The organism is Paraburkholderia ribeironis (assembly GCF_900019265.1).
Taxonomy (GTDB): domain Bacteria; phylum Pseudomonadota; class Gammaproteobacteria; order Burkholderiales; family Burkholderiaceae; genus Paraburkholderia; species Paraburkholderia ribeironis.
Genome location: NZ_CYGX02000059.1, coordinates 15,025 through 39,975 on the forward strand (window position 1 = coordinate 15,025; position 24,951 = coordinate 39,975).

Below are 24,951 nucleotides of genomic sequence, written 5' to 3' on the forward strand. Positions count from 1 at the left end.
GAAACCTGGCGGGCTCACAGTGTTCACCGACGGCAAGCGCTAACCGATCAGCTTATGCAACGAAGCGAATTCGATCAGCGCCGCCAATGACGAGAGCCCGAGTTTTTCCTGAATACGGCTCTTATAGGTACTCACTGTCTTGTCGCTAAGGAACAGGCGGCTCGCAATGTCGCGATTGCTGACGCCGCGGGCGAGGTGTTGCAACACCTCGATCTCACGCACCGACAAGGACTTTAGTCCGTTTTCGGTTGCGGAATCGGTAGTATCGACCGGGAAGCAGTCGTAGCCGAATAGAACCGTTTTGAGTGCCGTAATGAGCTCGCCCATTTCACGGCCCTTGCTGACATAACCATTTGCGCCGGCATTGCGCGTATAGCTCGCCATGACATGCTCCGGCTTCGCCGAAAGAACGAGAATGCAAGTTTTTAGATTCTGGCCGCGAATGCGGCGGATCATGGATAAACCATCGAGCCGTGGCAAATCGAGATCGAGAATAACCAGATCGGGGCGTTCTGCCAGCACCATTTTCAGGCCGTCTTCACCATCGCCGCATTCGCCGACCAGATCCAGTTCAGGATCGGCACGCAGCACACTGGCTATGGTTCCCAGAATGATTGGATGGTCATCGATAATCACAATTCTCTTCATTTATAGCTCGCCTTTGATATCAATCAATGGGCACAAAACGAATCGAACCCGCCCGCATGTAATTCAAATGAAATACTAGCAATATTGCCGATAAAAAATTTCGGCAAGATAGAGTGAAATTTCCGCAATATCGAATTGCTTCTTCTCGCGCGAACGCTTGAACGAGATCGGCTACCTCTCGCTGGCATGACTTCAGAGGTGGCGATGTAACCAGACCCGATGCAAAAAGTGGCGTGCGAAAATCACAGAGAAGCAGAACGCGAATCCTGTTCGCGTTCGTGCTACTCATTGGGAGTACTCCCCGATGAAAAGAACGACCGGCCACGCTGGCCCGGTCGTTCCTTGTGTCACTCTCCCTGCTGATCTTGCAGCGGGCGTTGCGATTGCATGCGCTGGCCCTGCGGCGCAACCGACGTCTGCGCATTACTGCGCGCAAAGTCGAGTTCGACGCGACGGTTCGGTGCAAGACAGTCGATCAGCGCCTGACGGTTGCGGTCGTTACACTGCACCAGCGGATTTTCCTTGCCGCGGCCACGCGCCGTTATCGGTGTCTTGACGCCACCGTTCTGCAGGTAGCGTTTGACAGTCTCCGCACGCCTCGCCGACAACTGACGGTTGTAGCTGTCGCTACCCAGGCGGTCCGTATAGCCTTCAACGCGGATGCCCGTCACGTCGTCAACCTGATTGAGATCGTGCAGCAGCTGGTCGAGCTTGGCCTTGCCGCTGGGCAGGATGCCTGCCATATCGCCACGATCGAACCTGAAGGTTGCGTCGGCTTGCAGCGTCACCTTTGGCGGGATGGTCGTCACACCCGCGACGGGCGGCGGCGTACAAGCCTGGAGGGCAGCCCCGATGGCCGGCAAACCCTTCTCGACGCCATCGACCAGACGCTGGCTCTCGTCGAAGTCACGCGTCCACGCCTCATGACCGGCGTGCATCAACTCGACTTCGGAACAGGCCGTCAAACGCTGCGCTTCCTGGCACTGCGGAAACAGCGGCGAGGTCTTGGCCGCCAGGACCTGCTTCCATAAATCCGGCCGGATCACTGACACGGTGCGCAATTCCGGATTCTCGACGGAAAGGCCCTGGCCAGTTTCCAGCGCCGTGGTCAGACGGTTGGACTCCACCAGCGCCTCCTCGACAAAGCCCCAACCGTCGTGCAACGAACGTTCGTCGCGCGCAGCGTCCAGCCAGCACTGCGCCTTGTCGCCGAAGTAGTTATTTTTGCGCTCACCGAGCGCGGTCAAGCGGGCATTCAATGAACGTAGCATCGCAGCGTTCTTGACGCCGCCGTACGTCGCAATCCACTGTGACGTCACCGCTCCCGCCGCCTGATTCTGCGTCGCGTTGAATCCGGTTTGCAGGACCGTGGGATCCTGGATCTGCAGGTGATCGCGCGTCGCGGACGACGAACATCCTGCGAGCATCGCGGCAAGCGCGATGGCAATTAACGAATACTTCATGTCTGTCTCTCATGGAAAGGGTCGCACGGAAGCTTCCCGTGCGACCCAGACAGCTAACGCCTCAAGCCTCTATTCAAAGCCTTGCGGCCTTCGCCTAGTTGCCGAGTACGATGCCGATACCAGCGCGGACGATGGTACTGTTGCCGCCCGAGGTGGACACGCCAAGGTTGTAGTTGATCGTGCCCTTCTCGTTCCAGCGGGACACACCGAGGCCGACAGCCTGGTAACCACGATAGTTGGCGATACCTGCGTTCATGGTGGTGCGACCCGGCAGGTACGGCGTCACGATGTTCAGCGCCGATGCCGATGCAATACCCTTGGCGGCATTACGATCGACGTTGTGGATCGTGTTGTTCATGCCGCCCATCGCATTGTTCAACTGACCCAGGTTGACCGCGTCGGTCAACTGCGTACCGGCCGCGACGTTCGTGATCTGACGCTCCGCACCGGCGGACCCCACCGATACTGAGTTGTCCCGATCCGTGGTCGAGTTCGAGCCCAGCGCGACCGCGTTGGCATTCGGCGCCGTTGCGCCGGCACCCATCGCGACTGAGTTGTCACCCGCCGTCACCGCGCCCTTGCCGATTGCAATCGCGCCACTACCGGTTGCCGCGGCGCCATTGCCGATTGCAATTGCGTCCGAACCCGAGGCAACCGCCGCCGTGCCGCCGCCGGAACCTGGTGAGCCGATGTTGACGTACGTACCGCCGCCCGTATCGCCCCTGGCCAGGTTGTTAATCTGGCTCTGCAGGCTCGAGAACTGTCCGTAGGTGACGGCGTCCGTCGCGCTGGTGCCGTTCGCCAGGTTAGTCAGCGTGACCGGCGTGGTCGAACCCGCGCCACCCAATGTCACCTTGCTCTTCGATGCGTCGTCGTAGGCGACGGCGTTTGCGGTGCCGCCGCCACCACCATTGTTCGTCACATAGTCGGAGACATACGTCTGCATCTGGCCGACGTTGACGGCGTCGGTCGCGGCGGTGCCAGCCGCCACGTTCTTCAACTGGGTCGGGGCGCCGCCCGGGTTGAAGGTCAGCGTGGTCTTGCTGGTGTCGTCGTACGTGACCAATGGGTTGGTCACGTTGCCTGTTGGATCGACGTTCAAGCCAGCGTCTTTCAATTGCTTGAGGTTCACTGCTTCATCGTCGGTCGTTGCAGCGGCCACGTTCGCGATCGTAACCGGCGTAGCCGCATTACCCAGCGTCAGCTTGTCGTGTGCGGGGGTATCGTAGATCACGCCATCCGGGTTCCCACCGGTCACGATCGCCGCGTTGAGGGCGCCGATTGCGGCGTCTACGCCGCTGTACGTGCCGCCACCGACGGTGTATGTGGGTTTGCTGACCTGGCCGTTCGAACCCACCGTCGAGCCGCCGCCCAGCGCGGCTGCGGTACTGCTCATCGCGCCGAACAATTGCGAACCGTTGATCGCTTCTTTGCTGCCCGAGGTGACCGCGCCAACGGCGACGTTCGTCAAGTTCACCGGCGGCGCAGTCGCGCCGCCCAGTGTGATCTTGCTCTTGGTCACATCGTCATACGCGACAAATGCGTTCGACACGTTGCCGTTACCATCGAAGTTCGCGCCCATCGCCTTCAACTGGCTAACGTTCACCGCATCGGGGTCCGCCACACCATTGGCCACGTTCGATACCGTCACCGGCGTACCCGCGTTACCCAGCTTGACGCTGGTATGCGCGGGCGTGTCGTACGTCACTGCATCGGCCGGGCCTGTGCCCCCAAAGTTCGCCGCCGCAACCAGCGCCGCGCCCACGTCGGTATAGGTCTGCCCGCCGATCGTGTAACTCGGACGCTTGATCGTGCCATCCGGGTTCACGGATGCGCCACCACCAATCGCAGCAGTCACCCCCGACAGCTGGTTCACGTTCACCGCGTCGGTGCCGCTGGTACCCGCCGCCAGGTGAATGATCTGGCTCTGGCTGGTGGAGTTGCCCACCGACACCGCGTTGGCACGATCGGCAATCGAGTTCGAGCCGATTGCAACACTGTCCGCCGCGTTGGCCGTCGCATGCCAACCAAACGCCATGCTGTTCGTAGCACCCTGACTGACGAACGAGCCGTAGCCGATCGCAACGGAACCAGTACTCGTAGCGCTGGCGGTTGTCCCCACGGCGATCGCGTCGACTGCGCTCGCACGGGCGTTGTAGCCAATCGACACCGCGTCGGCCGACAGCGCGCCGACCGTTGCACCGGCACCGATTGCCGTCGCGTTGATGGATGCAACGCCGGCCGCCGAGCCGACTGCGGTCGACCCGGCGCTGCCGGCGATGGAACCCCCGCCGACCGCCAGGGCACCATCGCCCGTAGCGCTCGCGACGGGGCCAATTGCCATGGTGTTCAGGTCATCCGAAGCGGTCGTGTTCGCGCCAGCCACCACTTTCGAGCTCACCGCGATGTAACTCAGCACGGCGTTCGAACTTTGCATCATCGACTTCACGCCGCTGGTCGTGTCCGCTAGCAGTTGCGCCTGCAGATCGTTCCATTGGGCCATGTTCACCGCATCGGTCGCATCGATACCGTTCGCGACGTGCGTGATGCGCACTTCCGCCCCCTTCGAGCCAACCGATAACGTGTTTTCCGCATCCGTGACCGCATTCACGCCGAGCGCAGTCGAATTGGCAAAGCCCGCGCTTGCGCCCGCGCCGATTGCCAGCGCATTCGACTTGGTCGCCATTGCGTTGCCGCCGATTGCAATCGACTCCGAGCCGCTCGCCTGCGCAGTTGCCGAATCCGACACCACCTTGACGTACTTCAGGTTGGTCGCGAAGTTCGTGTTGATCTGGCCGAGCTCACCGTCGACAGCAGTCAGTGCCGAGCCCACATCGGCATACGGGCTACCGGCGATCACATACGACGGTTGCGACAGGGTGCCATCGTCGAGAACGCTTGCACCGCCGCCCAGTGCTTGCGCGGTCGAGTGCGCCGTGTTGTAGAGCTGCCTGCCTGTCACAGCATTGTCGCTCGATGCAGCGATCTGACCGTCGGCAAGGTTGCCCAGTAGAACCGGCACAGTCGCACCGACGCCACCGAGCGTGACCTTGTTCTTCGCCGCATCGTCGTACGAGACGAAGCTGTTCGTCACCGAGCCATCGCCGCCGATGTTCGCGCCCAGCGCCTCCAACTGCGACACGTTCACCGCGTCGGTGCTGTTCGTGCCGTTGGCCACGTTGACGATCTGGCGCTCCGCACCGGCCGCTCCCACCGACACCGTGTTGACACGGTCCGCCACCGAGTTTGTACCCAGCGCCACCGAATTGGCTGCCGTAGCACTCGCTGCGCCGCCGATAGCGACCGAGTCCACGCCGGTTGCCGACGAATCGTCGAGCGACGAATTGGTGTGGAAATACTTGATACCACCACCATCGACAACGATGTTGTTGACGATGTTGGTCACGTTGGTGACGTTGCCCGCGACGTTCGCCAGGTCACCGGCTACGTTCGCCACGTTTGCGTTCGTCTCGGAGAGCTGGCTGCCGTTGACCGCCTCCATGCTGTCCGGCGAAAGATCACCCGCCTTCACGTTCGCGATCGTCGTGCCATTCGCACCCTTTAACGTGATCGCATCGAGCGTGGTGTCGTCGTACGCGACGAAAGAGTTGGTGACGTCGCCTGTTGTTGGGTCGACGTTCAAGCCAGCGTCTTTCAATTGCTTGAGATTCACGGCCTGGTCGTCGGCCGTCGCAGCGGCCACGTTAGCGACCGTCACCGGCGTACCCGTACTACCCAGCGTCAGACCGGTGTGCGCGGGCGTATCGTATTGCACCGAGTTGGCCGTTGCAGCCGCGAGGGCTGTGCCGACGTCGGCATAAGTCTGACCGCCGATCGTGAAACTCGGACTCTTGATCGTGCCATCGGGGTTCACCGCTGCGCCACCGCCGATCGCAGCGGCCACGCCCGACAGCTGGTTGACGTTCACCGCGTCGGTGCCGCTGGTGCCCGCTGCCAGGTTGATGATCTGGCTCTGTCTGGTGGAGTTGCCCACCGAGACCGCGTTGGCACGATCGGCAATCGCGCCGGAGCCGATCGCCACGCTATTCGCGGCAGAGACCTCAGCGTTCACACCCAGCGCCACCCCGTTAGTGGCGGCTTGCCAAACGAACGACTTATAGCCAATCGCGACGGAACCGGCACTCGTGGAGCTGGCATACGCGCCCAATGCCAACGCATTGACCTGACTGGCACGGGTGTTGTAACCGATGGACACCGAGTTGTCGGACAGCGCGCCAACCGTTGCGCTCGCGCCGATGGCCGTCGAGTTCACCGACAACGCGCCCGCGCCCGAACCGACTGCGGTGCTGTCATCGCTGCCCGCCGCAGCACCTGCGCCGACGCCGAGTGCGTTGGTTCCAGTCGCGGCCGCCACCGGGCCGATCGCCATGGCATTGGTAGCGTTTGAAGCAGACGTGCTGGACCCTTGGGTCACGTTCGGACTCACTGCAATATAGTCCGTCACCGGCACCGGAATCGCCCCCATCGACTTCACGCCACTGCTCGACGAGCCCAACGCCTGAGCTATCTGATACTCCATTTGGCCCACCGTAACCGCGTCGGTCGCATCCATACCGTCCGCGACGTGCGTGATGCGCATCTCCGCACCCTTGCTGCCGACCGACACCGTATAGGATGCGTCCGTAGTGGCGTTCACGCCGATCGCCGTGGAATTTTCGAACGTTGCGCTCGCGCCCGTGCCGATTGCGAGCGTGTTCACCTTGGTCGCCATCGCTCCGCCGCCAATCGCCACCGACTCACCACCGCTTACCAGCGCGGCGGGCGCGGTCGACACGACCTTGACATACTTCGCCGCGCTGACCAGATCGCCCGCGGCCGTGTTGAGCGCGAACAAAGCATCGCCGACATTGTTGTACGTGGTACCGCTGATCAGATAACCCGGCGCGGTGATCGAGCCGTCCGAACTGACCGACGCACCGGCGCCCAGTGCCGAAGCCAGGCCACTGGCCGACTTGTACAGCTGGTCGCCGTTCACTGCGTCATTGCTGCCCGATACGATCTGACCGGCTGCCAGGTTCTTCACGAGAACCGGTGGCGTGGGAGCGACTGTGCCACCGAGCGTGAGCGTGTCATGCGCTGGCGAGTCATAGATGACCGCATCGGGTCCGCTGCCAATCGAGGCATTGTGGATGGCCGTATTCATCTGCTGCACGTTGACAGCGTCGGTGTCTTGCGTGCCTTCTGCCACGTTGATGATCTGGCGCTGCACACCAGCCGCGCCCACCGACACCGCACTGTCACGATCGGCCACCGAGTTCGATCCCAGCGCGACCGAGTTGTTTGCCGATGCGACGGCTGCGCCGCCGATCGCCACCGACTCCGTACCGACCGCCGACGAATCATCGAATGCCGAATTGGCATGGAAGTACCTGACGCCCCGATCGTAGAGGCCGTCCCCGATCTGCCCGACGTTCGCCGCGAGCGCGTCCAGGTCTTTGTTCGTCTTGTACAACTGGCCGCCGTTGACCGCTTCGTTGCTCGACGCGGACGAGATGTCGCCAGCCGCCACGTTGCGCAGCTTGACCGGCGCGCTGTCCGTGCCGCCGAGCGTCACCGTGTCGCGCGCAAGCGAGTCATACGCCACCGTGAGCGGCGAAATGCCGTTGGTCCAGTTGTTGACGATATTCGTCACGTTGGCGAGATTGCTCGACACGCCGGCGACGTTCTGATTCGTCTCGAACAACTGCGAACCATTCACGGCTTCCATACTGTGTGCCGACGAGATGTCGCCAGCCACCAGGTTTTGGATCTTCGTGCCGCGCGTGCCCTTGAGTGTGATCAGGTCCGACGTGGAACTGTCATATGCCACCGGGTTGTCGACGGGCGGGCGGAGCCCCGGATCAATACCAGCGATCGCGGCATTCAACTGGTCCACGTTGACCGCGTCGGTGCCCGCCGAGCCTTCGGTCACGTTAGTGATCTGCCTCGTATACTGCGCTTTGCCGTCCGCGGACAGATAGCCGACCGACACCGCGTCGGGCCGAGCAGCAACCGAGCCTGCACCCAGTGCAACCGAATTGGTTGCCACCGCGACGGCATTCGCGCCGTATGCGCTGGAGTTGTCGCCGATCGCCAGCGATGACGGCCCGGAAGCAACTGTACTGGTGCCCAGTGCCCGCGCATCGGTCGACGCGTCACTCGACGGCGAGTTCGCCTGGAAATATCGCGTGTACTGATAAAGCTGCGCGCCATTGACCGCGTCCGCACTCCCCGACGAGACACCGCCCGCTGCCAGATCCGTGATCTTGTTGCCGGTCATGCTCACGTCGTTGAGCATGCTGATGCCACCCATGCCCTTCAGTTCGAGCCGGCCGTCGTCATAACCGGTGACGCGCGCCGTGATGTTCGAACTGTTGAAGCCCCACGCGCCGTTGTCGGCTGCCGAGTTGTTCAACGAGAACGACATGCCGTTAGTGGACTCGCCGGTCGAGCTGCAGTCCATGATGCCGACGGCACTCGACAGCGGCCCCCACGAAGACCCCACCCCGCCCACGCCGCCGGGGCACAACTCGAGACCACCGTTGCCGGTTGTCGCCTGGGCTGCCGCCATACCCGGCAACATGGCCACGCCGATGGCCATCGCGATCGGCATGAACGCTGCCTTGAGCGGAGTGGCCGGACGACTCGCGCTCTCCCCGCAGAGCGGGATTGTCTGGGAGGAGGCGGCTCCCGCGCCGCGATGGGTCCTGGCAGTCTCGGGCGCAGCGACCCACGTTCCTGAGACGTCATTCCAGACGCTGATATACGACTTGTTCATAAATTCCCTAAATGGAGGGCAAGCCCCGCTTGCAATTCGATTTGAGAAATCGTGCGCACACGCTTCCGGCAAAAAAACTGGCCGGCACATTCAGGACTCGACCCAAATTTTTTCACGCGTGGTAAATCTAACCGGCGGCTTTATCCCTAAAAATCAGGAAACGCGGAAATCATGTAGGAAATATCTGTACGATCACGCGAGAAATCGCAGTCGGCGGCGCAAAGCAATCCCAGCTTGAATTGGGCAGATTTAAGCTCAAGCGGGAAATCGCGCGATCACGTGACAGCCGTCTCGTCTTTGCAACGGATCTGAATCGACAGGTATCGAAAATAGATCGATTACGGTAGATAGCGGCTGGCCGCGCATCGCGCCAGCATCGAAACGACCTCGCTGACAGCCTTGTCTGGCGGCCATTCCAGCGCATCGCCATGCACTGCGCATGCGTGTGCGGCAATAGCGAGACGCCAGAAGCGCAACCGCCCCGGCGTTCGCACAGTCATGCGCCGACGTTCGTCGCAATATTTAAATTGCTATAAATTTTTCGCGCCGCACAGTATGCGGAATAGTGTCATCGAGATTGGGAAATTTCGCAAATTTGCAAGATAGATCCATTTCTATACTTTGCCCTGACACTGTTGCTCGTGCATTTTTTGATAAACCTTTTCTTAGTCCACGTTTTTTCGGTAACGGAAAAATCTGAACAACCGTGTCCAGCCTTCCGAATTAACGTCTTCAAAATTGAAATCATGAAATCCTCACCAATTCGCCAAAAGAATAAGCAACTGGGTCAAGGCATGACGGAATACATCATCATCGTCGCGCTGATCGCGGTGTCGGCCATCGGCGTGTATTCGCTGTTCGGCCAGACGCTGCGTAACCAGACGGCCGGCCTCGCTATTGAGATGTCCGGTCAGAACGCCCAGGGCAACATCGACAACGCGAAGAGCAACGCAAATACGGCAACGACGAACGCCGACAAGACGAAGAACATGGGTACGTATAACGACAGCAACAACAACTAATCTCGTCAGATTGGCGATATCCGTCATGAAACGCTCTGCCCGCGAGGGCAGGGCCAGGCTCGCCAGCGCTAGCGGGCAGGCGCTGGTCCCTGCACTGCTGTTTCTTCTGGTCGGCTGCATCGGCCTGTACGTAGCGTTCAACTCGTTCCAGATGACTAGCGCCAGGATCAAGCTTCAGAACACGGCCGACGCCGCCGCATACAGCGCAGCCGTGCTTCAGGCGCGCGACTACAATTTCTCCGCATACACGAACCGGGCCATGATCGCCAATCAGGTCACCGCCGCGCAGGTGGTGGCCCTGAAATCATGGATCGACGAACTCGACGCGACTTACTCGCTGTCGGACCTCGACAAGACGATCAACGCAGTAGCGGATCACCCGGCGCTATGGAGTACGCCAAAACAGATCGGCAAAGCCGACATCGCGCCGGTGCGCGCCGCGCTCGACGCGCTGCTGCCTACCGTGGCCGCCAATATCGGCGTGCTCAATCGCGCGCTGAGCGTGGCGCAGGCCAACTATCACGCGGCGGTCTTCACCGCCGTCCCCGACACGGCCAACGCAATCGCACAGCTCAACCAGCCCGATACACGCGTCACCAGCGGCTACTTCACCAGTGCGCGCAATGCGGCGCAGCTGGCGGCGTGGACTTCGTACACCGCCACCGTGACGCCGGCCGGCACCGCCGGCCAGGATGACTTTGCCGATGTGGTGACGGACGCAGACACGCTCGACGGCCTCGTCAAGAATCGCGACTCGGTGCGCAGCGTCGCGCCGAACTTCCAGCAATTGAACGACAGCGCCAACAAAATCTGCGGCGCCAACAGCTCGTTCACCGTCAATGTGACGCACGACGGCGGCACTCAGCTACGTAGCGACAAAGCCGGCTGGCAGTCCATCGACGCGAGTACCGCGCACTTATGGATCAGCTGTATTGGACCGATCGAATCCGAAGCCGGTTATGGCGGCAGCGCCAACGGCAATATCACCAGCTTCATGGCCCATCCGCCGTTCGCGGCATGGCAGGACTGGCAAGGCTATGGCGGCTACTTCAACTTCGGCTACACGGGTAGCGCGAGGCCCGGATGGCAGGTGCCGGACGCGATGGCCGAACAGTTCAGACTTGGCCCCGGCCCATCGCTCGATCCGGCCAACGGCGGCCTGCTGCCTTATCAGGAAGTGAACGGCACACCACTCGCCGCACAGGCGCCACGCATCACGATCGAAGTCACGCGCAACACCGACACGCTGATGAAGACCGTGGGCCTGCGTGGCAGCGGACACATGAATGTCGATCCCAACGCGGCTGGCGGCGCAATGCGCGCACTGTCGAGCGCGCACGCGTACTTCGTGCGGCCGGACGAGACCTCGCCAGGCAACTCGATCATGGGTGGCCTGCTGAACGGCGATCAATGGGCACGCCCCGACCATAAGACCGAATACCCGAGCCTCTTCAGCCCGTACTGGCAAGCCGCGCTTGCGCCGGTCAGCGCAAGCGAACGCGCTGCGGCTCAGGCCGACCAGATCCCGCAAGCGTCGCAGGTTCAAGCGCAATGAGGCCCATCTACCCGAACGCCACCGCGCAAGGCGGTCAGGCTATGGCGGAATTCCTCGTTGCCATGGTCATGGTCATGAGCGTGCTGCTGCTTGCCATCGTGATGCTCGGCAAGTTCAACGACGTGCGCAACCGCACGCTGATGAGTTCACGCTATGTCGCCTGGGAACGCACCGTGTGGACGGACAGCGAGGCCACGGATCCACAAAGTTGCATCGCTGGGGCCGAAAACGACACCACGAAGCCATGGGGATGCACCGTCTGGGCGACGAGCGGCGCCACGAAACCGCTGACCGGCGACCCGAGCACTACTGAAGGATGGTCCAGCACCTACGGCAGCGCCGCGCTGAGCGTGAGCAAGTCGGACGCCGAGCTCAAGGGCGAAGTGATGCAACGTCTGATGGCAGGCGACGGTGCGCCAATCGCCAGCACCGATCGCAAGCAGACCCAGCTGGCCGCGTCCCGGCCGTCCATGTGGCACGACTACGGCGGCAATCCTTTGCTGACCTCCACGGACGACGTCGCGGTCGGCACCAGCGTGGCAGCCGATCCCGCGAGCGCCCAAAGCGGCGGCGCCCTCGCCCAGTGGCCCGTTCCCACCGCCACTGGCGGTCAATACGTCGCACACCTGAGCGTGCCGACCAGCACGCTGCAATCCGGCTTCGTCAGCATCTCAATCGCGCGCAACAGCGACGCGCTGAAGCGGCTCTTGCCGAAAGACGGTCTGCTGCCGGCATTCAGCGGTCTCACGTTCTCTGACACGAATGTGCTAATGACCAACGCCTGGGTGCCCGACGGTTCCGCCAGCAACGAAGCACTGTTCAGCCAGGCCGTGCCGGCGGTGAACGTCGCACTCGTGCCGTCCAGCGGCTATCTGGGGCTGCAAAAGTACGCGCCTGAGATTTCGACGCTTGAATTCGGCCGCATCCGGCAAGACGTCGTCCCGCCGAGCCGTTTGAATCAATGACATGCTTCCATCACCTCGCACGCGGCGCATGCCTCGCCAGCGCGTTGATGTCCGGTGTGCTGATCGCCGGTGCCGCGCTGGCTGGTAGCGCCTGCAACAAGACGCCCGTACCGCCGCAAAGCACCCTGGCGATCGGACGCGACATGATCGTCAACGGTGTGCCCGCCTCGGTCGTCGGGATGCAGTTCGCCGGAACAACGGATGACGTGTCGAAGGCATTCCGCGATTTCTGGACTGGCGAAAACGTGCCGGCGAAAGGTCAGCGCAATTCATCAGGACTACTGCTGAGTGCTTTGGACCGTCAATGCCTCTACGTGCTCAGCATTCCACCACAAGCGGAGGCCGGCCGCACGCGCGGTCTCATGAGCGTGATCCGGCTCGACAGCGACCAGGCCGGGCACCGGCTACCCGATTCCGCGGTTCCGCTGCCGGAAAACAGCAAGGTGGTTTCCGATATCGAGAGCCGCGATCCGCAGCAAACCGGGCGCACATGGTTGCTCGACATCCCTGGCGAGGCGCGCTGGAACGCGCAGCGCTACCGCAACGATCTCGCGGCGCGCGGCTGGGTGAGCGTGGGCCGTCAGCCGGACTATCAGTTCAGTGGCAGCGTACACGCTGAAGGCACGGCATTCGCGATGCAGCGCGGCAGCGATAGCGTGGACGCGAGTTTTTCCGATCGCGACGGCAGGACCGTCGCAATCGTCAATGCAATAAGGAACCGTTGAGATGCAACCACCGGGGCGCTTCACTCACTTCGCGAGGCGACGTAGTCGGCAACGCGGCCAGACGTACGCGGAATACCTCGTCGTCACAACTGCTTTGATCGGCATTCTGCTGATCGCGTCGGGCGACACCGCCGCGCCGTTCGTGGCGCTCGTCTCCGGCTTGAAGTCGTTTTTCGGCGCTTACAGCTTCGCCCTATCGCTTCCCTGACCGGCGACGGTCGATTGTCATGCTCAAGAAAATCAAACTCCGCTCGCTCCTCGCAAACTCCTGGGTGCTGCTGTTGCTTGCCGTTCTGGTGGCAGGCGGTCTCACGTTTCTCCTCTACAAGTACCTGAACGACCGTGAGAACAAGCTCAAGGCCGACATTGCCGCGCAAACGGCAGGCGCGGGCGTCCAGGTGGTCGTGCCGCAGCGCGATGTACCGGTCGGCACGCCGTTGTCGAGCAGCGTCTTCGTTGCCCGCGAGATTCCGGGTTATCTGGTCTACGACGACATGATCCGCCCGGATGACTTCGAGAAGTACCGCACGTCGCACCTCGTCAAACCGGTGCGGCGCGGTCTGCCGCTGCGCGCCGCCGACATCGACGTGCTACGCGGCCGTGATTTCTCGGACGTGCTGCCCACCGGACAACGCGCGCTGACAGTGGAAATCGACACGGTGAATTCGACGGCTCTGCTGCTTCGTCCAGGCAATCGGGTCGATCTGTATTGGGTCGGCAGGGTCTTCCGCGAAGACCACGCGTCCGACGACAAGAAAGTCGCGCAACTGCTGAAAGCGGACGTGCTGGTTCTCGCGACCGGCCAGGACATGCGCCCTCGCGACGCGGGCGAAGCCGCGCAGCAGGACCCGGCGAATGCCAACAGCAGCGCGATGAGCCGGCAGCAAGGCATGGGCTACACCACCGTCACGTTGCAGCTATCAGTCGACGATGTGCCGCGCGTCGCGCTCGCGCAGAAGATCGGCGGCTTGCGTCTGATCCTGCGCAACGCCGACGACAAGGGTAACGACGGCCCGCCGCTGGTGCAGGAAAGCGACGTATTCGTCGATCCCACCCGAGGCACGCTGCCCGCCGGCAAGGGTCCGGCCGCTCAGGTCGTGGAAGTGATTGCGGGCGGCGGGATGAACAGCACCAGCGTGTTGGTGAGTCCCGCCGCGCAGCCGGCTCCCGCGCCGGATATGCCCGCCGCCGCCCGCGCCCCGGCCGACGCGAAGCCACCCGCACCCGCTGCGACGCAGCGCGAGCCAAGCGTGTACGAGCAGGCCAACGCGATCGCGCAACAACTCCAGAAGGCGGCTGCGCCCAGCACGTCCAGGCAGAACTAAAGCACCGAGTCAAGGTTTCACACCATGAAAGTCAAACACAATGCGGCGCGATTGCGTCACTGGGTCCTGCTGTGCGTCGTCATCGGCATGGTGTTGTGCGACGCCGCGCCCGCTCGCGCCGTCTACCCGATGGCCGCCACCTCGGCCGACGCGTTGGCGAGCCCACACGTGCTCGAAATGTATAGCGGTGAAGTCCGCATCCTGCCCATTGCGGGCACGATCAAACGCATCGCGATCGGCAACGGCAAGCTGCTCACCGCGAATGTGGTCGACGGCAGTCTGATGCTGCTCGGCGAACGGGATGGCATCACGTCGCTGGTGGTCTGGAATGACAAAGGCATTGCGCTGCAAACCACGGTTCGCATCGCCAAGGCGGAAGTGAATGCGTCGGTGCAACAGTTGCGTGCGGTACTGCAGCCGGTAGCGGGATTGCAGATCGATGCGATCGGCTCGAACATCGTCCTGTCCGGTGTCGTGCATCGGGACATGGTCCCGATTGTCAAAGCCGCCACGCAAGACATGAAAAACGTGCTCGACACCACCAAGGTGGATGAAGGGGACGCGCTCAAAAAGACAGTCCACTTCAAGGTGCAAATCATGGAAATCACGCGCAATGCGCAGAGAAACCTCGGCATTGCGTGGGACAGCGCGTTCAACGGACCGCAGGTAGGCGGGGCCGCGAGCTTCGCGACCGGCGCCGCCAAAGCTGCCACCGCGGGCACGAGCTATTTTCTTGCGGGCATCGCGACCAATATCACGTCGCAGATCCACTTCGCGATCAACAACGGCGATGCGTTCATTCTCGCTGCACCCGAACTGAATACGAAGAGCGGCGGCACGGCGAGTTTTCTCGCCGGCGGCCAAGTGCCGATTCCGCAATCGGGTGCACTGGGCACCGTCAACGTTCAGTACAAGGACTACGGGATCAAACTGAGCATCGTGCCCGTCGTCGACGCAAACAACATCATCTCGGCGCATCTGACCACCGAAATCAGCCAGATCGACCCGACAGTGTCGTACGGCGGCCTGCCTGGCTTCCTGACCCGCAACACGAGTTCCGATATTTCGATGCGAGCCGGCGAGACACTCGCGATCTCCGGCCTCGTCAGCGCGGATGCGGTCACCGATTCGAACGGCATGCCGTTCCTCGGGCAATTGCCTATCATCGGCCAGCTGTTCCGTTCGGACAGCTTCCGCGCGAAGAAGAGCGACCTGGTGATTTTTGTGACTCCGCTCATCTCCGATCCGGCGCTCGAACCCAACGAGAATCTGCTGGCGCGCGCCGACAGGGTGGACCAGGGCTTCCGCAAAGAGTATGGCAATCCCGAACCGCTTGTCGCGGATGAGGAAAAGGCGACGCATTCGAGCGCACCGCGCCAGCCTGTCAGGACAACCCCGGCGTTTCTTCCGGCGCCCATCCGCAGCACGCCGCCGGTAGAGCTAACGCCCGCACCAGCCCCGGAGCGCGCGCTGCCACCAGCGCCGGTTTCGGACCGGACTCTATCGCGGGCTCCGCTGGATCGCGCGCAGCCTCACACCGATGTGTTGCCCTCGGCGAGGGAGCAGGAGCCCGTCTCGACACCTGCTCCGACATCCACGCCCATTCAGACATCCACGGACCATCCCGCGCCGGCGCGACCTGCGCCGCAGCCGCCAGCTGCCAGCGCGCCGCCAGAGGGCGTCGCCGAGGCGCTGCGCATGCTGAACGCGGCGCAATATCCGCCTGCCGCGCCAAGCGCTCCGCGTGACGCCGCACAACCGGCGTCGAACGGCAAGGTCCCGCCGCAGCAAGTCGGCGTGCTCGGCAGTCCGGCCAACTGACCGGCGAGCGAGGAAACATCATGCTCAATCTTCAGATACACACGCGCAATGCGCCGATGCAGGCGTTGCAAGTCGAACGTGGTTGCACGATCGGCAAGAACGCGAGTTGCGACATCGTCGTTAGAGGGTTATTGATCGGCAAGGTGCAGGCGCGCATCGTCAGGGAAAACAACGCCTATTACATCGAGGACCAGGGTGGGATCGTGGCGACGCTCGTGAACGGTTTGCCAATCACGCGCTATGGGCCACTGACCGAGGCGGATCAGATCGAGGTCGGCATGACGACGATCAGGATCGTTCGCGCTGCCACCACGACACCGTCAGCGCAGCGCGCGCAGGAGTCGCATCGTACGCCGGCAGCGTCCGTCGCTGACTCGCAGACCGTCCGTGCCGCGCCGCACGCGCTACAGGCGCTGCGGCCAGTGCCGCCAATGCCGTCACCACAGGCTCGCCCGTCGACCCACGTCGAGCCTTCCTTCACGGCGCCTGCTCCAGCGCCTACCCTGGTCGGCTCGTTGAACCCGCTCACCAGCGAACGCGTCGCCGTTACCGCTGCCGCGGCTCAATCGCAGTCCACCGCGCGTGACAATGCGAGCGTCGCTCAAACCAGACCCGCGCCCGACACACGACCGCGCATCCACACCGCGCACGCCAGAAAAACCGCCGCCGCCGAGCTGCCCGTCGCGCCGATCAACAGTCCGCTTGGCATCGAATTGCGCAAGCAGGCGCACATGAAAGTGATTGCCGCGCTCGACCTGCGGCGTCTGAACGTCGCGCGCATGGAAGAGGACGAGTTGCGCAAAACCGTCAGCGCCGCGCTCGACGACATCCTGAATCACGACCGCAGCTTCCACTCCACGGACATCCCGCTCGCCATCCTGAAGAAAAGCGTGTTCGATGAAATCATCGGACTCGGGCCGCTCGAAGAACTGATCGCCGATCCGAGCGTGTCGGAAATCATGGTCAATTGCCATAACGAGATTTTCATCGAACAGGACGGGCGGTTGAGCCGTTCGCCGGTCATCTTCACCGACGATCGCGCGGTGCTCGGTGCAATCGAACGCATCGTCGCACCGATCGGCCGCCGCATCGACGAAAGCTCGCCGATGGTGGACGCGCGCCTCGCCGACGGCTCGCGCGTCAACGCCGTGATTCCGCCGCTCGCGCTGAAGGGTCCAAGCATCACCATCCGCAAGTTTCTGCGGCGCAAACTGGATGGCGAGGATCTGCTCGGGTTCCACTCCATGTCGCCGGACATGCTCGAGTTTCTGCATACGGCCGTCAGGCATGGGGCCAATATCATCATCTCCGGCGGCACCGGCTCGGGCAAGACCACCTTGCTGAACGTCCTGTCGAACTACATTCCCGACGACGAGCGCATCGTCACTGTGGAAGACGCGGCGGAACTGCAACTGTCGCAACCGAACCTCGTGTCGCTCGAAGCGCGTCCCGCAAACATGGAAGGCAAGGGCGCGGTCCCGATCCGCGACCTGGTGAAGAACTGTTTGCGGATGCGGCCCGACCGGATCGTGGTCGGCGAATGCCGGGGCGGCGAAGCGCTCGATATGCTGCAGGCCATGAACACCGGTCACGACGGTTCGCTAACCACGGCGCACGCCAACTCGCCACGCGACTGCATCGCGCGTCTCGAAGTGATGACGCTGATGGCGGGTCTCGATCTACCGGTGCAGGCTATCCGTGAGCAGATCAGCTCGGCCATCGACATCATCGTGCAGCAAACGCGCTTTTCCTGCGGCTCGCGGCGCGTCACGCACGTGACCGAAGTGGGCGGCCTCGAATCAGGCGTGATCACGCTACAAGACGTGTTCGTCTTCAAGGAAGAAGGTTTCGGCGCGGACGGCAAGATTCGGGGCGAGTTCGTGCCCACCGCCTACATCCCCGACTTCTATCAGGACCTGATACGCCGGCGCATTCCCGTCAATACGGGCATCTTCACGCGCGTCGACTGAGAGGCCAACCATGAGTCTCGCCGTTATCCTCACGCTCGTGTTCTTCGGCTGCCTCGCGTTGATCTTCCTGATCACGCGCATGGGTACGTCCACGCTCAGAGCCGGCACCCGGCAAATGGCGAGCGAAATCGAGTCCTCGCTCGCCGACGCCTTCGTTTTCGTGAACCGGCAAAAGGCCGCTGCGTGGAGCGTGGTCGCCATGATCGGCCTGCCGGTCGCGGTCTTTCTGTTGACTCGCAGCCTGCCGATCGCGCTCGCTTCCATAGCGCTTGCGATGGCCGTGCCGAGGCGCTATCTCGTGCGGATGCGCCAGAAGCGCATTGAAACGCTCGAAACGCAACTGCCCGACGCGCTGCTGATGATGTCGGGCGCGCTGCGTGCGGGCGCGAGCTTCCCCTGCGCGCTCGAGGCCGTGGTGCAGGAGACTGCCGCGCCGATTGCGCAGGAGTTCGATCTGTTGATGCGGGAGATCCGCCTCGGCATCGATCTGGACATTGCGATGCGCAATGTCGAAAAGCGCATTCCGATCCCTGACTTTCTGATGATGACGGCGGCAGTCACGATTGCGCGTGAAGTCGGCGGCAATCTCGCCGAGTCGCTGGAGTCGGTCGCGCGCACGCTGCGCGAAAAGCTGCAGATGGAAGGCAAGATCAGGGCGCTGACGTCGCAAGGCCGCATGCAAGGCATCGTGATGACCTGTCTACCGCTCGTTCTGATGCTCGTGCTGCGCCGCATGGAACCCGAGGCGATGGCGCCATTATTCAAGGAACCGGTAGGCTGGGCCACGCTTGCGGTCATCGGCGTGATGGAGTTGCTCGGCTACGTCTTCATCAAGAAGATCACCCATATCGACGTGTGACCTATGTTGCTCTTCATTGCTTTTGTCGTCAGTATCAGCGTGATCGTGATTGCCGGTGTCGGCTACAAGTCGATCAGCGGTCTGGCCGGCGCCGTGCCGCCAGAAGATCGCCTCTTCCTCGACCCGCTGCCGAGGTCATTGCGGCCGCTGTGGCCGCTCGTCAATTTCGTGGTCCACCATTTCGGCGACCGGTTCAGCGCGAAGCTGGTCGAGAGAACCGATCTGCAACTGCGCCTGACATCGCTCACGTTCCTGATGAACGCGCGGCAGTTCCTCGCGCTATCGATCATCGCCGCGTTCATGGCCGCGCTCGTCGCGCTCCTGCCGATGCTCGCGCTCGGCCTCTTTTCGATCCTCGTGCTGATCGGCGCGGGTATCCTCGGCTACTTCTATCCGCGCATCTGGACACGCGACGTACGGCGCCGCCGCGTTGCACGCATCCTCAAGCATTTGCCGCTCTATCTCGACTTCCTGACGCTCGCAGTCGAAGCCGGTCTGAACATCAACGGTGCGATTCTGAAGGCCGTCGAAAAAGGGCCGCCTGGTCCGTTGAACTGGGAGTTGGAGCACGTGCTGCGCGACCTCAAGTCCGGATTGAACCGCACGGAAGCGCTGCGACGTTTCGACGACCGTCTGCGCATCAAGGAAGTGACGAATCTGGTGGGCGCTATCGTGCAGGCCGAACGGATGGGCTCGGGTCTCGCGAAGTCATTGCGCTTCCAGTCAGAACAGCGCCGCTCCGAGCGCTTCCAGCGCGCGGAGAAGCAGGCCATGGAAGCGCCGGTGAAACTGATCTTTCCGCTGCTGGTGTTCATTTTTCCGGTCACGTTTATCGTGCTGGGCTTCCCGATTGCGATGAAGTTCGTGCAGGCGGGCTTGCTGTGAAGCCGGCGCACCTTCAAGTTCGCGGACACGAGACCGGTATCGCGGTGTCGATCACGGAAACCGCGCGGGAACGGCTGCGCGGTCTGCTCGGCCGCGACCATCTGCCGTCTGGCGAAGCGCTGCTGCTCGATCGCTGCGGGTCGGTGCATACGTTCGGCATGCGCTTCGCGATCGACGTGGTGTTTCTCGACCGCCACCAGCGCGTCGTCGCGATTCATCACGATGTGCCGAGGCGGCGCATGTTGTTCAACCTTCGCGCGACTCGAACGCTGGAAATGCCGGCTAGTGGAGCGCGTCGACATGGATTAGCCGTTGGCGATTCACTCGTTTTCGAGGTGGCTTCGTGAACCTTGCACGTTTCAGATCGAGGCGGACATCGGCGCGTGGCGCGCGCAGGCTGCGCCAGACGGGTCAGTCGATGGCAGAGTTCATCGTCATCGCGCCGGTGTTGCTGTTCGTCTGCTTCGGCACGCTGCAGTTCGTGCTGCTGTATCAGGCGAAGTCGACATTGGATGTCGCGGTGCTGGAGGCCGCCCGCGAAGGCGCGGTCAACAACGGCTCGATGCAGGCGATGCGCAATGGCCTCGCACGTGGGCTCGCACCGCTTTACGCACGTCAGGCGAATGTCGACGGTTTCGCCGAAGCGCTCGCGAAAGCGCAAACCGATGCCACCCGTTTCAGCACCATCACGGTCCTCAATCCCACTGCAGCGGCTATTCGCGATTACGCGCAGCCTCGCTATTACGCGGACGAGGCCGCCACTTACACGGAAGTCCCCAACGACTCGCTGATGTATCGCGATTCGTCTGTCCCGGCTGGCGCGAGCTCTAGCATGAACATCCAGGACGCGAACCTGCTGAAGATTCACGTGCACTACTGCTATGACATGTACGTGCCGCTCGCCAACAAGGTGATTTACTACGCGGCCAACGTGATCGGCAGCATCGGCACGAGCGGCATCCTGACGCGTGAGCCGGTCAACCTGATCCAGGACCCTTATGGCGCCCCGAAGAACGGCGACGATCTTTGCAAGACGCGACTCAAGGATGGCATCGCGACGGGGCGCTGGCCCATCTCGCTGGATTCGGAAGCGATGGTGCGCATGCAGTCGCCGCTCAGACTCTCGGCGTTGAACGACTCGCCGAACCCGACGGGCAATTGATGGCGCATCGGGTGAGGAACGGGTGGTTAGCATGGCGCGTGAAGGTGGCGAAGCGGTGGCGCGAGGTGCGGTGTGAAGCGTTCGCGACATTAGCGGCATTAGCGGCGTTCGCGGCGTTCGCGGCGTTTGCGGCGTTTGCGGCATTCGCGGCATTCGCGGCATTCGCGGCATTCGCGGCATTCGCGGATCGGAGGGTGTTTGGGTCGCGTGGGTTGGTCAAGTCACTGCTGCTCGCCGGCCTGCTCGCCGCAATCGCATGCCTGCCGGTGCGCGCTCTTGCAGCCGACGCCGTCACTGCACACGCACGCCACACGGCAAGCGTCGTCATGATGATCGGCGGCATGACTGACGACGCCGACACCGCCGCAGCGTCACCATTGCGCATGGCCTCGGCGGAAATCAGCGCGATTCCTGACGACGCCGGCCGACGCTCGGTCGTGCTACAGCCTGGCAGTTCACGATTGACCGCTGCTATCCGGCAAACGTCCGCGTCAGTCGCCGCCCGCGTCATGGCGCTCTCGCCGATCGTCGACGAGGCTGCGCACGTCGCCGATGTGGATAGCGCGTTGCTGATGGCCGTGATCGACGTGGAATCCGCCGGCGATCCGCAAGCGGTGTCGCCCAAAGGCGCGACCGGCCTGATGCAGTTGATGCCCGGCACCGGCGAGCGCCACGGTGCATCCAATCTGTTCGACCCGCGCCAGAACATCGTTGCCGGTGCGCGTTATCTAAGAGAACTCATGCGTCAGTTCGGCGACCTTCCGCTCGTGCTCGCGGCCTACAACGCCGGTGAAGGCGCCGTGCAAAAGTATGGCGGACAGATACCACCGTATGCGGAAACGATGGGCTACGTGCCCAAAGTCATTGCACGATATGCCTGGTATCGCGCCGCGATGTCTTCGATGAACCGAGCTTCGGTACGAGAGTTGCCAGCGAATGCTCGCGGGCGCTGGCTGGTAGTTCGCTCCGCAACCGCAGACTAGTCGCGAGGCCGGCAACGGCCCGCGCTTCGTTCAGCGCTGAACGAAGCCGCCCACTGCCGCCGCGATCGCTCCATCCAGTTGCGCGAGTGCGTCGGCGACGAGCAGCAGAAGCTCGCCCGCCGCGGCATGCTCCGGCTCGCGTGCAACCGCTTCGAGTTCGGTGAGCAACACGATCATTTCGCCGCATGCGAGCAGACGCGCCGATCCAGCGATCCGGTGCGCCGCGTTCGCAACCTCGTTCCATGACGACGCCGCGGCACTGGCCTGCAACGACGCGAGCGTGCTTCGGTTGGTTGCGGCAATCATTTCGAGCAGACGTCTGGCAACGGTGCGATCGTCACCAGCCAGTTCGAGGGCTCTTGCGCGCAGCGAATGCGGGTCGTGCGAAGGCATTGGATGGTTCATCACGGACGGCCTTGCTTCATTGCGCCGAAGCGATCCGGCAACGCCGCGCCAGATCGACCAGCTCCACCAGCGACTTCGCGCCGAGCTTGTGCATGATGCGAGTCTTGTGACTGCTGACGGTCTTGTTGCTGATAAACAGCGCGTCGCCGATCGCCTTGTTCGACATGCCCTTCGAGAGCATCTGGAGAATCACCAGTTCCTTGTCCGACAGCAGCCTCACCCGCTCCTCGTCATCGCCGCCAGCGCCGACCGTGGGCGCAATGCCGCTCCCACTGGCCGTCACCGGGAACACGGTGTAGCCGGCCAGCACGGCCTCCACGCCGCGCATGATCTCCTTCATGTCCTGCGATTTACCGACAAAACCGTGCACGCCGGAGCGCATCGCACGCGGCGCGAACGTGGCAGGGTCGTGCCCCGACAGCACCAGCACGCGAATCGACGGATGGACGAGCTTCAGACGCGGAATCACGTCGAGCCCGCTGATGCGCGGAATGTCCAGATCCAATATCGCGAGTTTCGGCATGTGTTGCCGGGTCATTTCGACGGCGGTCTGTCCGTTGTCGGCCTCGATCACTTCTTCGATACCCAGCAATTGCATCAGCTGCATCTTGATGACCATCCGGAATGCCGGGTGATCATCGATAACCAGAATAGTCGACATGTTCTCCATTCCCCTTGAAACCATTTCCACCGCACCGACTCTTGCCATCCGCAATTTGCAGATACGTCAAGCCGTACGCAACGCGTCCTTGCATTGCTGCGCTATTTCCGCCGACGTGCGCAAGTTCTGCTGAACCTCCGGCAAGCGCTTCTCGGCGTTGGAAAAACCACGCATCCAAGCGTCATGCCCGGCTTGCATCAGTTCGACTTCCGCGCACGCCAGCGGCGGCTGCGCCTGCGGGCAGCGAACCACGGCGGAGTCGGCCTTGATGGTGTTGACGATCTCCCACAGATCAGGGCGCACCGTGGACACGGTGCGTAGCGCGGGATTCGCGGCGGAGACGGGCGTGCCGCGCTCGAGGCTCAGCGTGATCATGGCCGCCTGGCCGATCGCTTCCTCGACGAAGCCCCAGTCGTCATGCGCCGCTCGCGCCTCTCGGGCGGCATCGATCCAGCATTGAGCCTTCGCGTGAAAATAGTTGGTCTTGTCGCCCGGCATCTGCTCGAGCCGCGCCTGCAGCAATGCCAACGTGGCGCGACTGTTTTTGATCGACGCGTAGGTGTCGACCCATTGCGGGTTGGCCGCGCCCGCCGCTTCGTCCTGGATCGCGCCGAAGCCGGTTTTCAGCACGCTCGCATCTTCGATGCCGAGTCGTTCACGCGCGACATGGTCCGCGCAGCCGGTCAGGGCCAACGCGCACGCAAGCGTCGCTAGCTGAAGTTTCATTGCCTGTCTGCGCCGAGCGCATCCCTCTAAAGAAGGCTCAGAGTATGCAGACACGCAGTCCCATGGGAAATGGGAAGAATCTTAGAATCGCGTCAGAGAAAATGACCGTCGCGATGCCGGACAGGAGCCGGCCGTCACCTCTCGACGCGTATCTTGCTCAAGCCCTGACCGCACGCGCGGCATTGCGCCCGCGTAGCCACTCGAGCGCCAGCAGCAGACACGTCGAGAACACGATCAGGATCGTTGCCAGCGCGGCGATGGTTGGGCTGATGTTTTCGCGGATGCCCGTGAACATTTGCCGTGGCAGGGTGGTCTGATCCGCGCCCGCGAGGAATAGCGTCACCACCACTTCGTCGAATGACGTGGCGAACGCGAACAGCGCGCCCGAAATCACACCCGGCGCAATCACCGGCAACGTGATGCGGAAAAACGTCTTCACCGGATTCGCACCCAGCGACAAACTGGCGCGCACCAGGTTGTGATTGAAGCCCTGCAACGTGGCCGCCACCGTCGTCACGACGAACGGCACGCCGAGCGATGCATGCGCGAGGATCAGACCGATATAGGTATTGGCGAGTCCAAGCGGTGCGAAGAACAGATACATGCCGACGCCGACCACCACGACCGGCACGATCATCGGCGAGATCAGGATCGCCATCAGCACTCCCTTGCCGCGGAAGTTCGCCTTGGTCAGCCCGATTGCCGCCAGCGTGCCGAGCACGGTCGCCACCACCGTCGCCGATGGCGCGACGATGAAGCTGTTCTTCGCGGCCATGCGCCACTCGCTGGACGCGACAAGATTCTGATACCAGCGCAGCGACCAGCCAGGGATCGGATAAACGAGGAATGTGCTCGACGAGAACGACAGTGGCACGATCGCCAGCACGGGCAGGATCAGGTACAGCAGCGTCAGCACGACCAGCACGCGCAGCGCGAAATACCACGTGCGTTCGACAACCGACGTATGCGGCGCGAACAGAGGCTTGGCAAGTTTCATC

The 24,951-nt window shown here is 62.6% G+C and carries 20 protein-coding genes; 13 read left to right on the forward strand and 7 right to left on the reverse strand.

The genetic code is table 11. The features are described from left to right. Positions 1–39 precede the first annotated feature (39 nt). The 3 genes from BN2475_RS24590 to BN2475_RS24600 all read right to left on the reverse strand — a co-directional run bounded on the left by BN2475_RS24590 (position 40) and on the right by BN2475_RS24600 (position 8,889). Complete coding sequence (locus BN2475_RS24590; protein WP_094782086.1) at positions 40–648, reverse strand: response regulator transcription factor; 609 nt, start codon at positions 646–648, stop codon at positions 40–42. Between the two features lie 347 nt (positions 649–995). Further along, on the reverse strand, positions 996–2,111 hold the full coding sequence (locus BN2475_RS24595; RefSeq protein ID WP_094782087.1) for an OmpA family protein: 1,116 nt from the start codon (positions 2,109–2,111) through the stop codon (positions 996–998). Between the two features lie 94 nt (positions 2,112–2,205). After that, positions 2,206–8,889, reverse strand: coding sequence for a YadA-like family protein (locus tag BN2475_RS24600; RefSeq protein ID WP_094782088.1), 6,684 nt, complete (start codon positions 8,887–8,889; stop codon positions 2,206–2,208). 746 nt (positions 8,890–9,635) lie between these two features. Between BN2475_RS24600 and BN2475_RS24605 the strand changes: the two genes are divergently transcribed. From BN2475_RS24605 to BN2475_RS24670, 13 genes are all read left to right on the forward strand, one after another. Continuing rightward, a complete protein-coding gene (locus BN2475_RS24605; protein ID WP_094782089.1) occupies positions 9,636–9,911 on the forward strand; it encodes a Flp family type IVb pilin in 276 nt (91 codons plus the stop codon). 25 nt (positions 9,912–9,936) lie between these two features. After that, positions 9,937–11,466, forward strand: coding sequence for a pilus assembly protein TadG-related protein (locus tag BN2475_RS24610; protein ID WP_094782090.1), 1,530 nt, complete (start codon positions 9,937–9,939; stop codon positions 11,464–11,466). Next, a complete protein-coding gene (locus BN2475_RS24615; protein ID WP_094782091.1) occupies positions 11,463–12,431 on the forward strand; it encodes a hypothetical protein in 969 nt (322 codons plus the stop codon). Before BN2475_RS24610 ends, BN2475_RS24615 begins: the two co-directional genes overlap by 4 nt. Beyond that, positions 12,428–13,156: a hypothetical protein gene (locus BN2475_RS24620; RefSeq protein WP_094782092.1), complete on the forward strand. Its 729-nt coding sequence runs from the start codon at positions 12,428–12,430 to the stop codon at positions 13,154–13,156. The genes BN2475_RS24615 and BN2475_RS24620 overlap by 4 nt, the downstream gene beginning before the upstream one ends. A 1-nt stretch (position 13,157) precedes the next feature. Beyond that, entirely contained in the window at positions 13,158–13,364 is a 207-nt protein-coding gene (locus BN2475_RS24625; protein ID WP_094782093.1) for a hypothetical protein, read from the forward strand. A 19-nt stretch (positions 13,365–13,383) separates the two neighbouring features. Beyond that, positions 13,384–14,481: a Flp pilus assembly protein CpaB gene (gene cpaB, locus BN2475_RS24630; RefSeq protein ID WP_094782094.1), complete on the forward strand. Its 1,098-nt coding sequence runs from the start codon at positions 13,384–13,386 to the stop codon at positions 14,479–14,481. A gap of 24 nt (positions 14,482–14,505) precedes the next feature. Next, positions 14,506–16,302 carry a type II and III secretion system protein family protein gene (locus tag BN2475_RS24635; protein ID WP_094782095.1) on the forward strand — a complete coding sequence of 599 codons (1,797 nt, stop codon included), beginning with the start codon at positions 14,506–14,508 and terminating at the stop codon, positions 16,300–16,302. A gap of 20 nt (positions 16,303–16,322) precedes the next feature. Beyond that, positions 16,323–18,272, forward strand: a complete 1,950-nt coding sequence (locus tag BN2475_RS24640; RefSeq protein WP_094782096.1) for an ATPase, T2SS/T4P/T4SS family — start codon at positions 16,323–16,325, stop codon at positions 18,270–18,272. A gap of 10 nt (positions 18,273–18,282) precedes the next feature. Further along, on the forward strand, positions 18,283–19,131 hold the full coding sequence (locus BN2475_RS24645; protein WP_094782097.1) for a type II secretion system F family protein: 849 nt from the start codon (positions 18,283–18,285) through the stop codon (positions 19,129–19,131). Positions 19,132–19,134: 3 nt separating this feature from the next. After that, positions 19,135–20,016 carry a type II secretion system F family protein gene (locus tag BN2475_RS24650; RefSeq protein WP_094782098.1) on the forward strand — a complete coding sequence of 294 codons (882 nt, stop codon included), beginning with the start codon at positions 19,135–19,137 and terminating at the stop codon, positions 20,014–20,016. Next, positions 20,013–20,363 (forward strand): DUF192 domain-containing protein, encoded by a 351-nt coding sequence (locus BN2475_RS24655; protein ID WP_094782099.1) that lies wholly within the window; start codon positions 20,013–20,015, stop codon positions 20,361–20,363. The genes BN2475_RS24650 and BN2475_RS24655 overlap by 4 nt, the downstream gene beginning before the upstream one ends. A gap of 71 nt (positions 20,364–20,434) precedes the next feature. Further along, on the forward strand, positions 20,435–21,178 hold the full coding sequence (locus BN2475_RS24660) for a TadE family protein (protein ID WP_094782133.1): 744 nt from the start codon (positions 20,435–20,437) through the stop codon (positions 21,176–21,178). Between the two features lie 194 nt (positions 21,179–21,372). Then, positions 21,373–22,161, forward strand: coding sequence for a lytic transglycosylase domain-containing protein (locus BN2475_RS24670; RefSeq protein ID WP_245841563.1), 789 nt, complete (start codon positions 21,373–21,375; stop codon positions 22,159–22,161). 30 nt (positions 22,162–22,191) lie between these two features. Here the strand turns inward: BN2475_RS24670 and BN2475_RS24675 are convergent, their stop codons facing one another. The 4 genes from BN2475_RS24675 to BN2475_RS24690 form a co-directional block, all read right to left on the reverse strand. Then, positions 22,192–22,566 (reverse strand): Hpt domain-containing protein, encoded by a 375-nt coding sequence (locus tag BN2475_RS24675; protein ID WP_094782100.1) that lies wholly within the window; start codon positions 22,564–22,566, stop codon positions 22,192–22,194. A gap of 16 nt (positions 22,567–22,582) precedes the next feature. Further along, positions 22,583–23,227: a response regulator transcription factor gene (locus tag BN2475_RS24680; protein WP_094782135.1), complete on the reverse strand. Its 645-nt coding sequence runs from the start codon at positions 23,225–23,227 to the stop codon at positions 22,583–22,585. Between the two features lie 66 nt (positions 23,228–23,293). Beyond that, on the reverse strand, positions 23,294–23,953 hold the full coding sequence (locus tag BN2475_RS24685; protein ID WP_245841564.1) for a hypothetical protein: 660 nt from the start codon (positions 23,951–23,953) through the stop codon (positions 23,294–23,296). 157 nt (positions 23,954–24,110) lie between these two features. Continuing rightward, the gene (locus BN2475_RS24690) at positions 24,111–24,950 is read right to left on the reverse strand and encodes an ABC transporter permease (RefSeq protein ID WP_094782101.1); all 840 of its coding nucleotides are present in this window, start codon (positions 24,948–24,950) and stop codon (positions 24,111–24,113) included. Position 24,951: the final 1 nt, after the last annotated feature.

Excerpts from the sequence above, each read along its gene's own strand:
- BN2475_RS24635 (WP_094782095.1), top strand. The coding sequence starts at position 14,506 with ATGAAAGTCAAACACAATGCGGCGCGATTGCGTCACTGGGTCCTGCTG.
- BN2475_RS24685 (WP_245841564.1), bottom strand. The coding sequence starts at position 23,953 with ATGAAACTTCAGCTAGCGACGCTTGCGTGCGCGTTGGCCCTGACCGGC.
- BN2475_RS24680 (WP_094782135.1), bottom strand. The coding sequence starts at position 23,227 with ATGTCGACTATTCTGGTTATCGATGATCACCCGGCATTCCGGATGGTC.
- BN2475_RS24610 (WP_094782090.1), top strand. The coding sequence starts at position 9,937 with ATGAAACGCTCTGCCCGCGAGGGCAGGGCCAGGCTCGCCAGCGCTAGC.
- BN2475_RS24590 (WP_094782086.1), bottom strand. The coding sequence starts at position 648 with ATGAAGAGAATTGTGATTATCGATGACCATCCAATCATTCTGGGAACC.
- BN2475_RS24600 (WP_094782088.1), bottom strand. The coding sequence starts at position 8,889 with ATGAACAAGTCGTATATCAGCGTCTGGAATGACGTCTCAGGAACGTGG.
- cpaB (WP_094782094.1), top strand. The coding sequence starts at position 13,384 with ATGCTCAAGAAAATCAAACTCCGCTCGCTCCTCGCAAACTCCTGGGTG.
- BN2475_RS24690 (WP_094782101.1), bottom strand. The coding sequence starts at position 24,950 with ATGAAACTTGCCAAGCCTCTGTTCGCGCCGCATACGTCGGTTGTCGAA.
- BN2475_RS24645 (WP_094782097.1), top strand. The coding sequence starts at position 18,283 with ATGAGTCTCGCCGTTATCCTCACGCTCGTGTTCTTCGGCTGCCTCGCG.
- BN2475_RS24620 (WP_094782092.1), top strand. The coding sequence starts at position 12,428 with ATGACATGCTTCCATCACCTCGCACGCGGCGCATGCCTCGCCAGCGCG.
- BN2475_RS24625 (WP_094782093.1), top strand. The coding sequence starts at position 13,158 with ATGCAACCACCGGGGCGCTTCACTCACTTCGCGAGGCGACGTAGTCGG.
- BN2475_RS24615 (WP_094782091.1), top strand. The coding sequence starts at position 11,463 with ATGAGGCCCATCTACCCGAACGCCACCGCGCAAGGCGGTCAGGCTATG.
- BN2475_RS24675 (WP_094782100.1), bottom strand. The coding sequence starts at position 22,566 with ATGAACCATCCAATGCCTTCGCACGACCCGCATTCGCTGCGCGCAAGA.
- BN2475_RS24660 (WP_094782133.1), top strand. The coding sequence starts at position 20,435 with ATGGCAGAGTTCATCGTCATCGCGCCGGTGTTGCTGTTCGTCTGCTTC.
- BN2475_RS24640 (WP_094782096.1), top strand. The coding sequence starts at position 16,323 with ATGCTCAATCTTCAGATACACACGCGCAATGCGCCGATGCAGGCGTTG.
- BN2475_RS24650 (WP_094782098.1), top strand. The coding sequence starts at position 19,135 with ATGTTGCTCTTCATTGCTTTTGTCGTCAGTATCAGCGTGATCGTGATT.
- BN2475_RS24595 (WP_094782087.1), bottom strand. The coding sequence starts at position 2,111 with ATGAAGTATTCGTTAATTGCCATCGCGCTTGCCGCGATGCTCGCAGGA.
- BN2475_RS24605 (WP_094782089.1), top strand. The coding sequence starts at position 9,636 with ATGAAATCCTCACCAATTCGCCAAAAGAATAAGCAACTGGGTCAAGGC.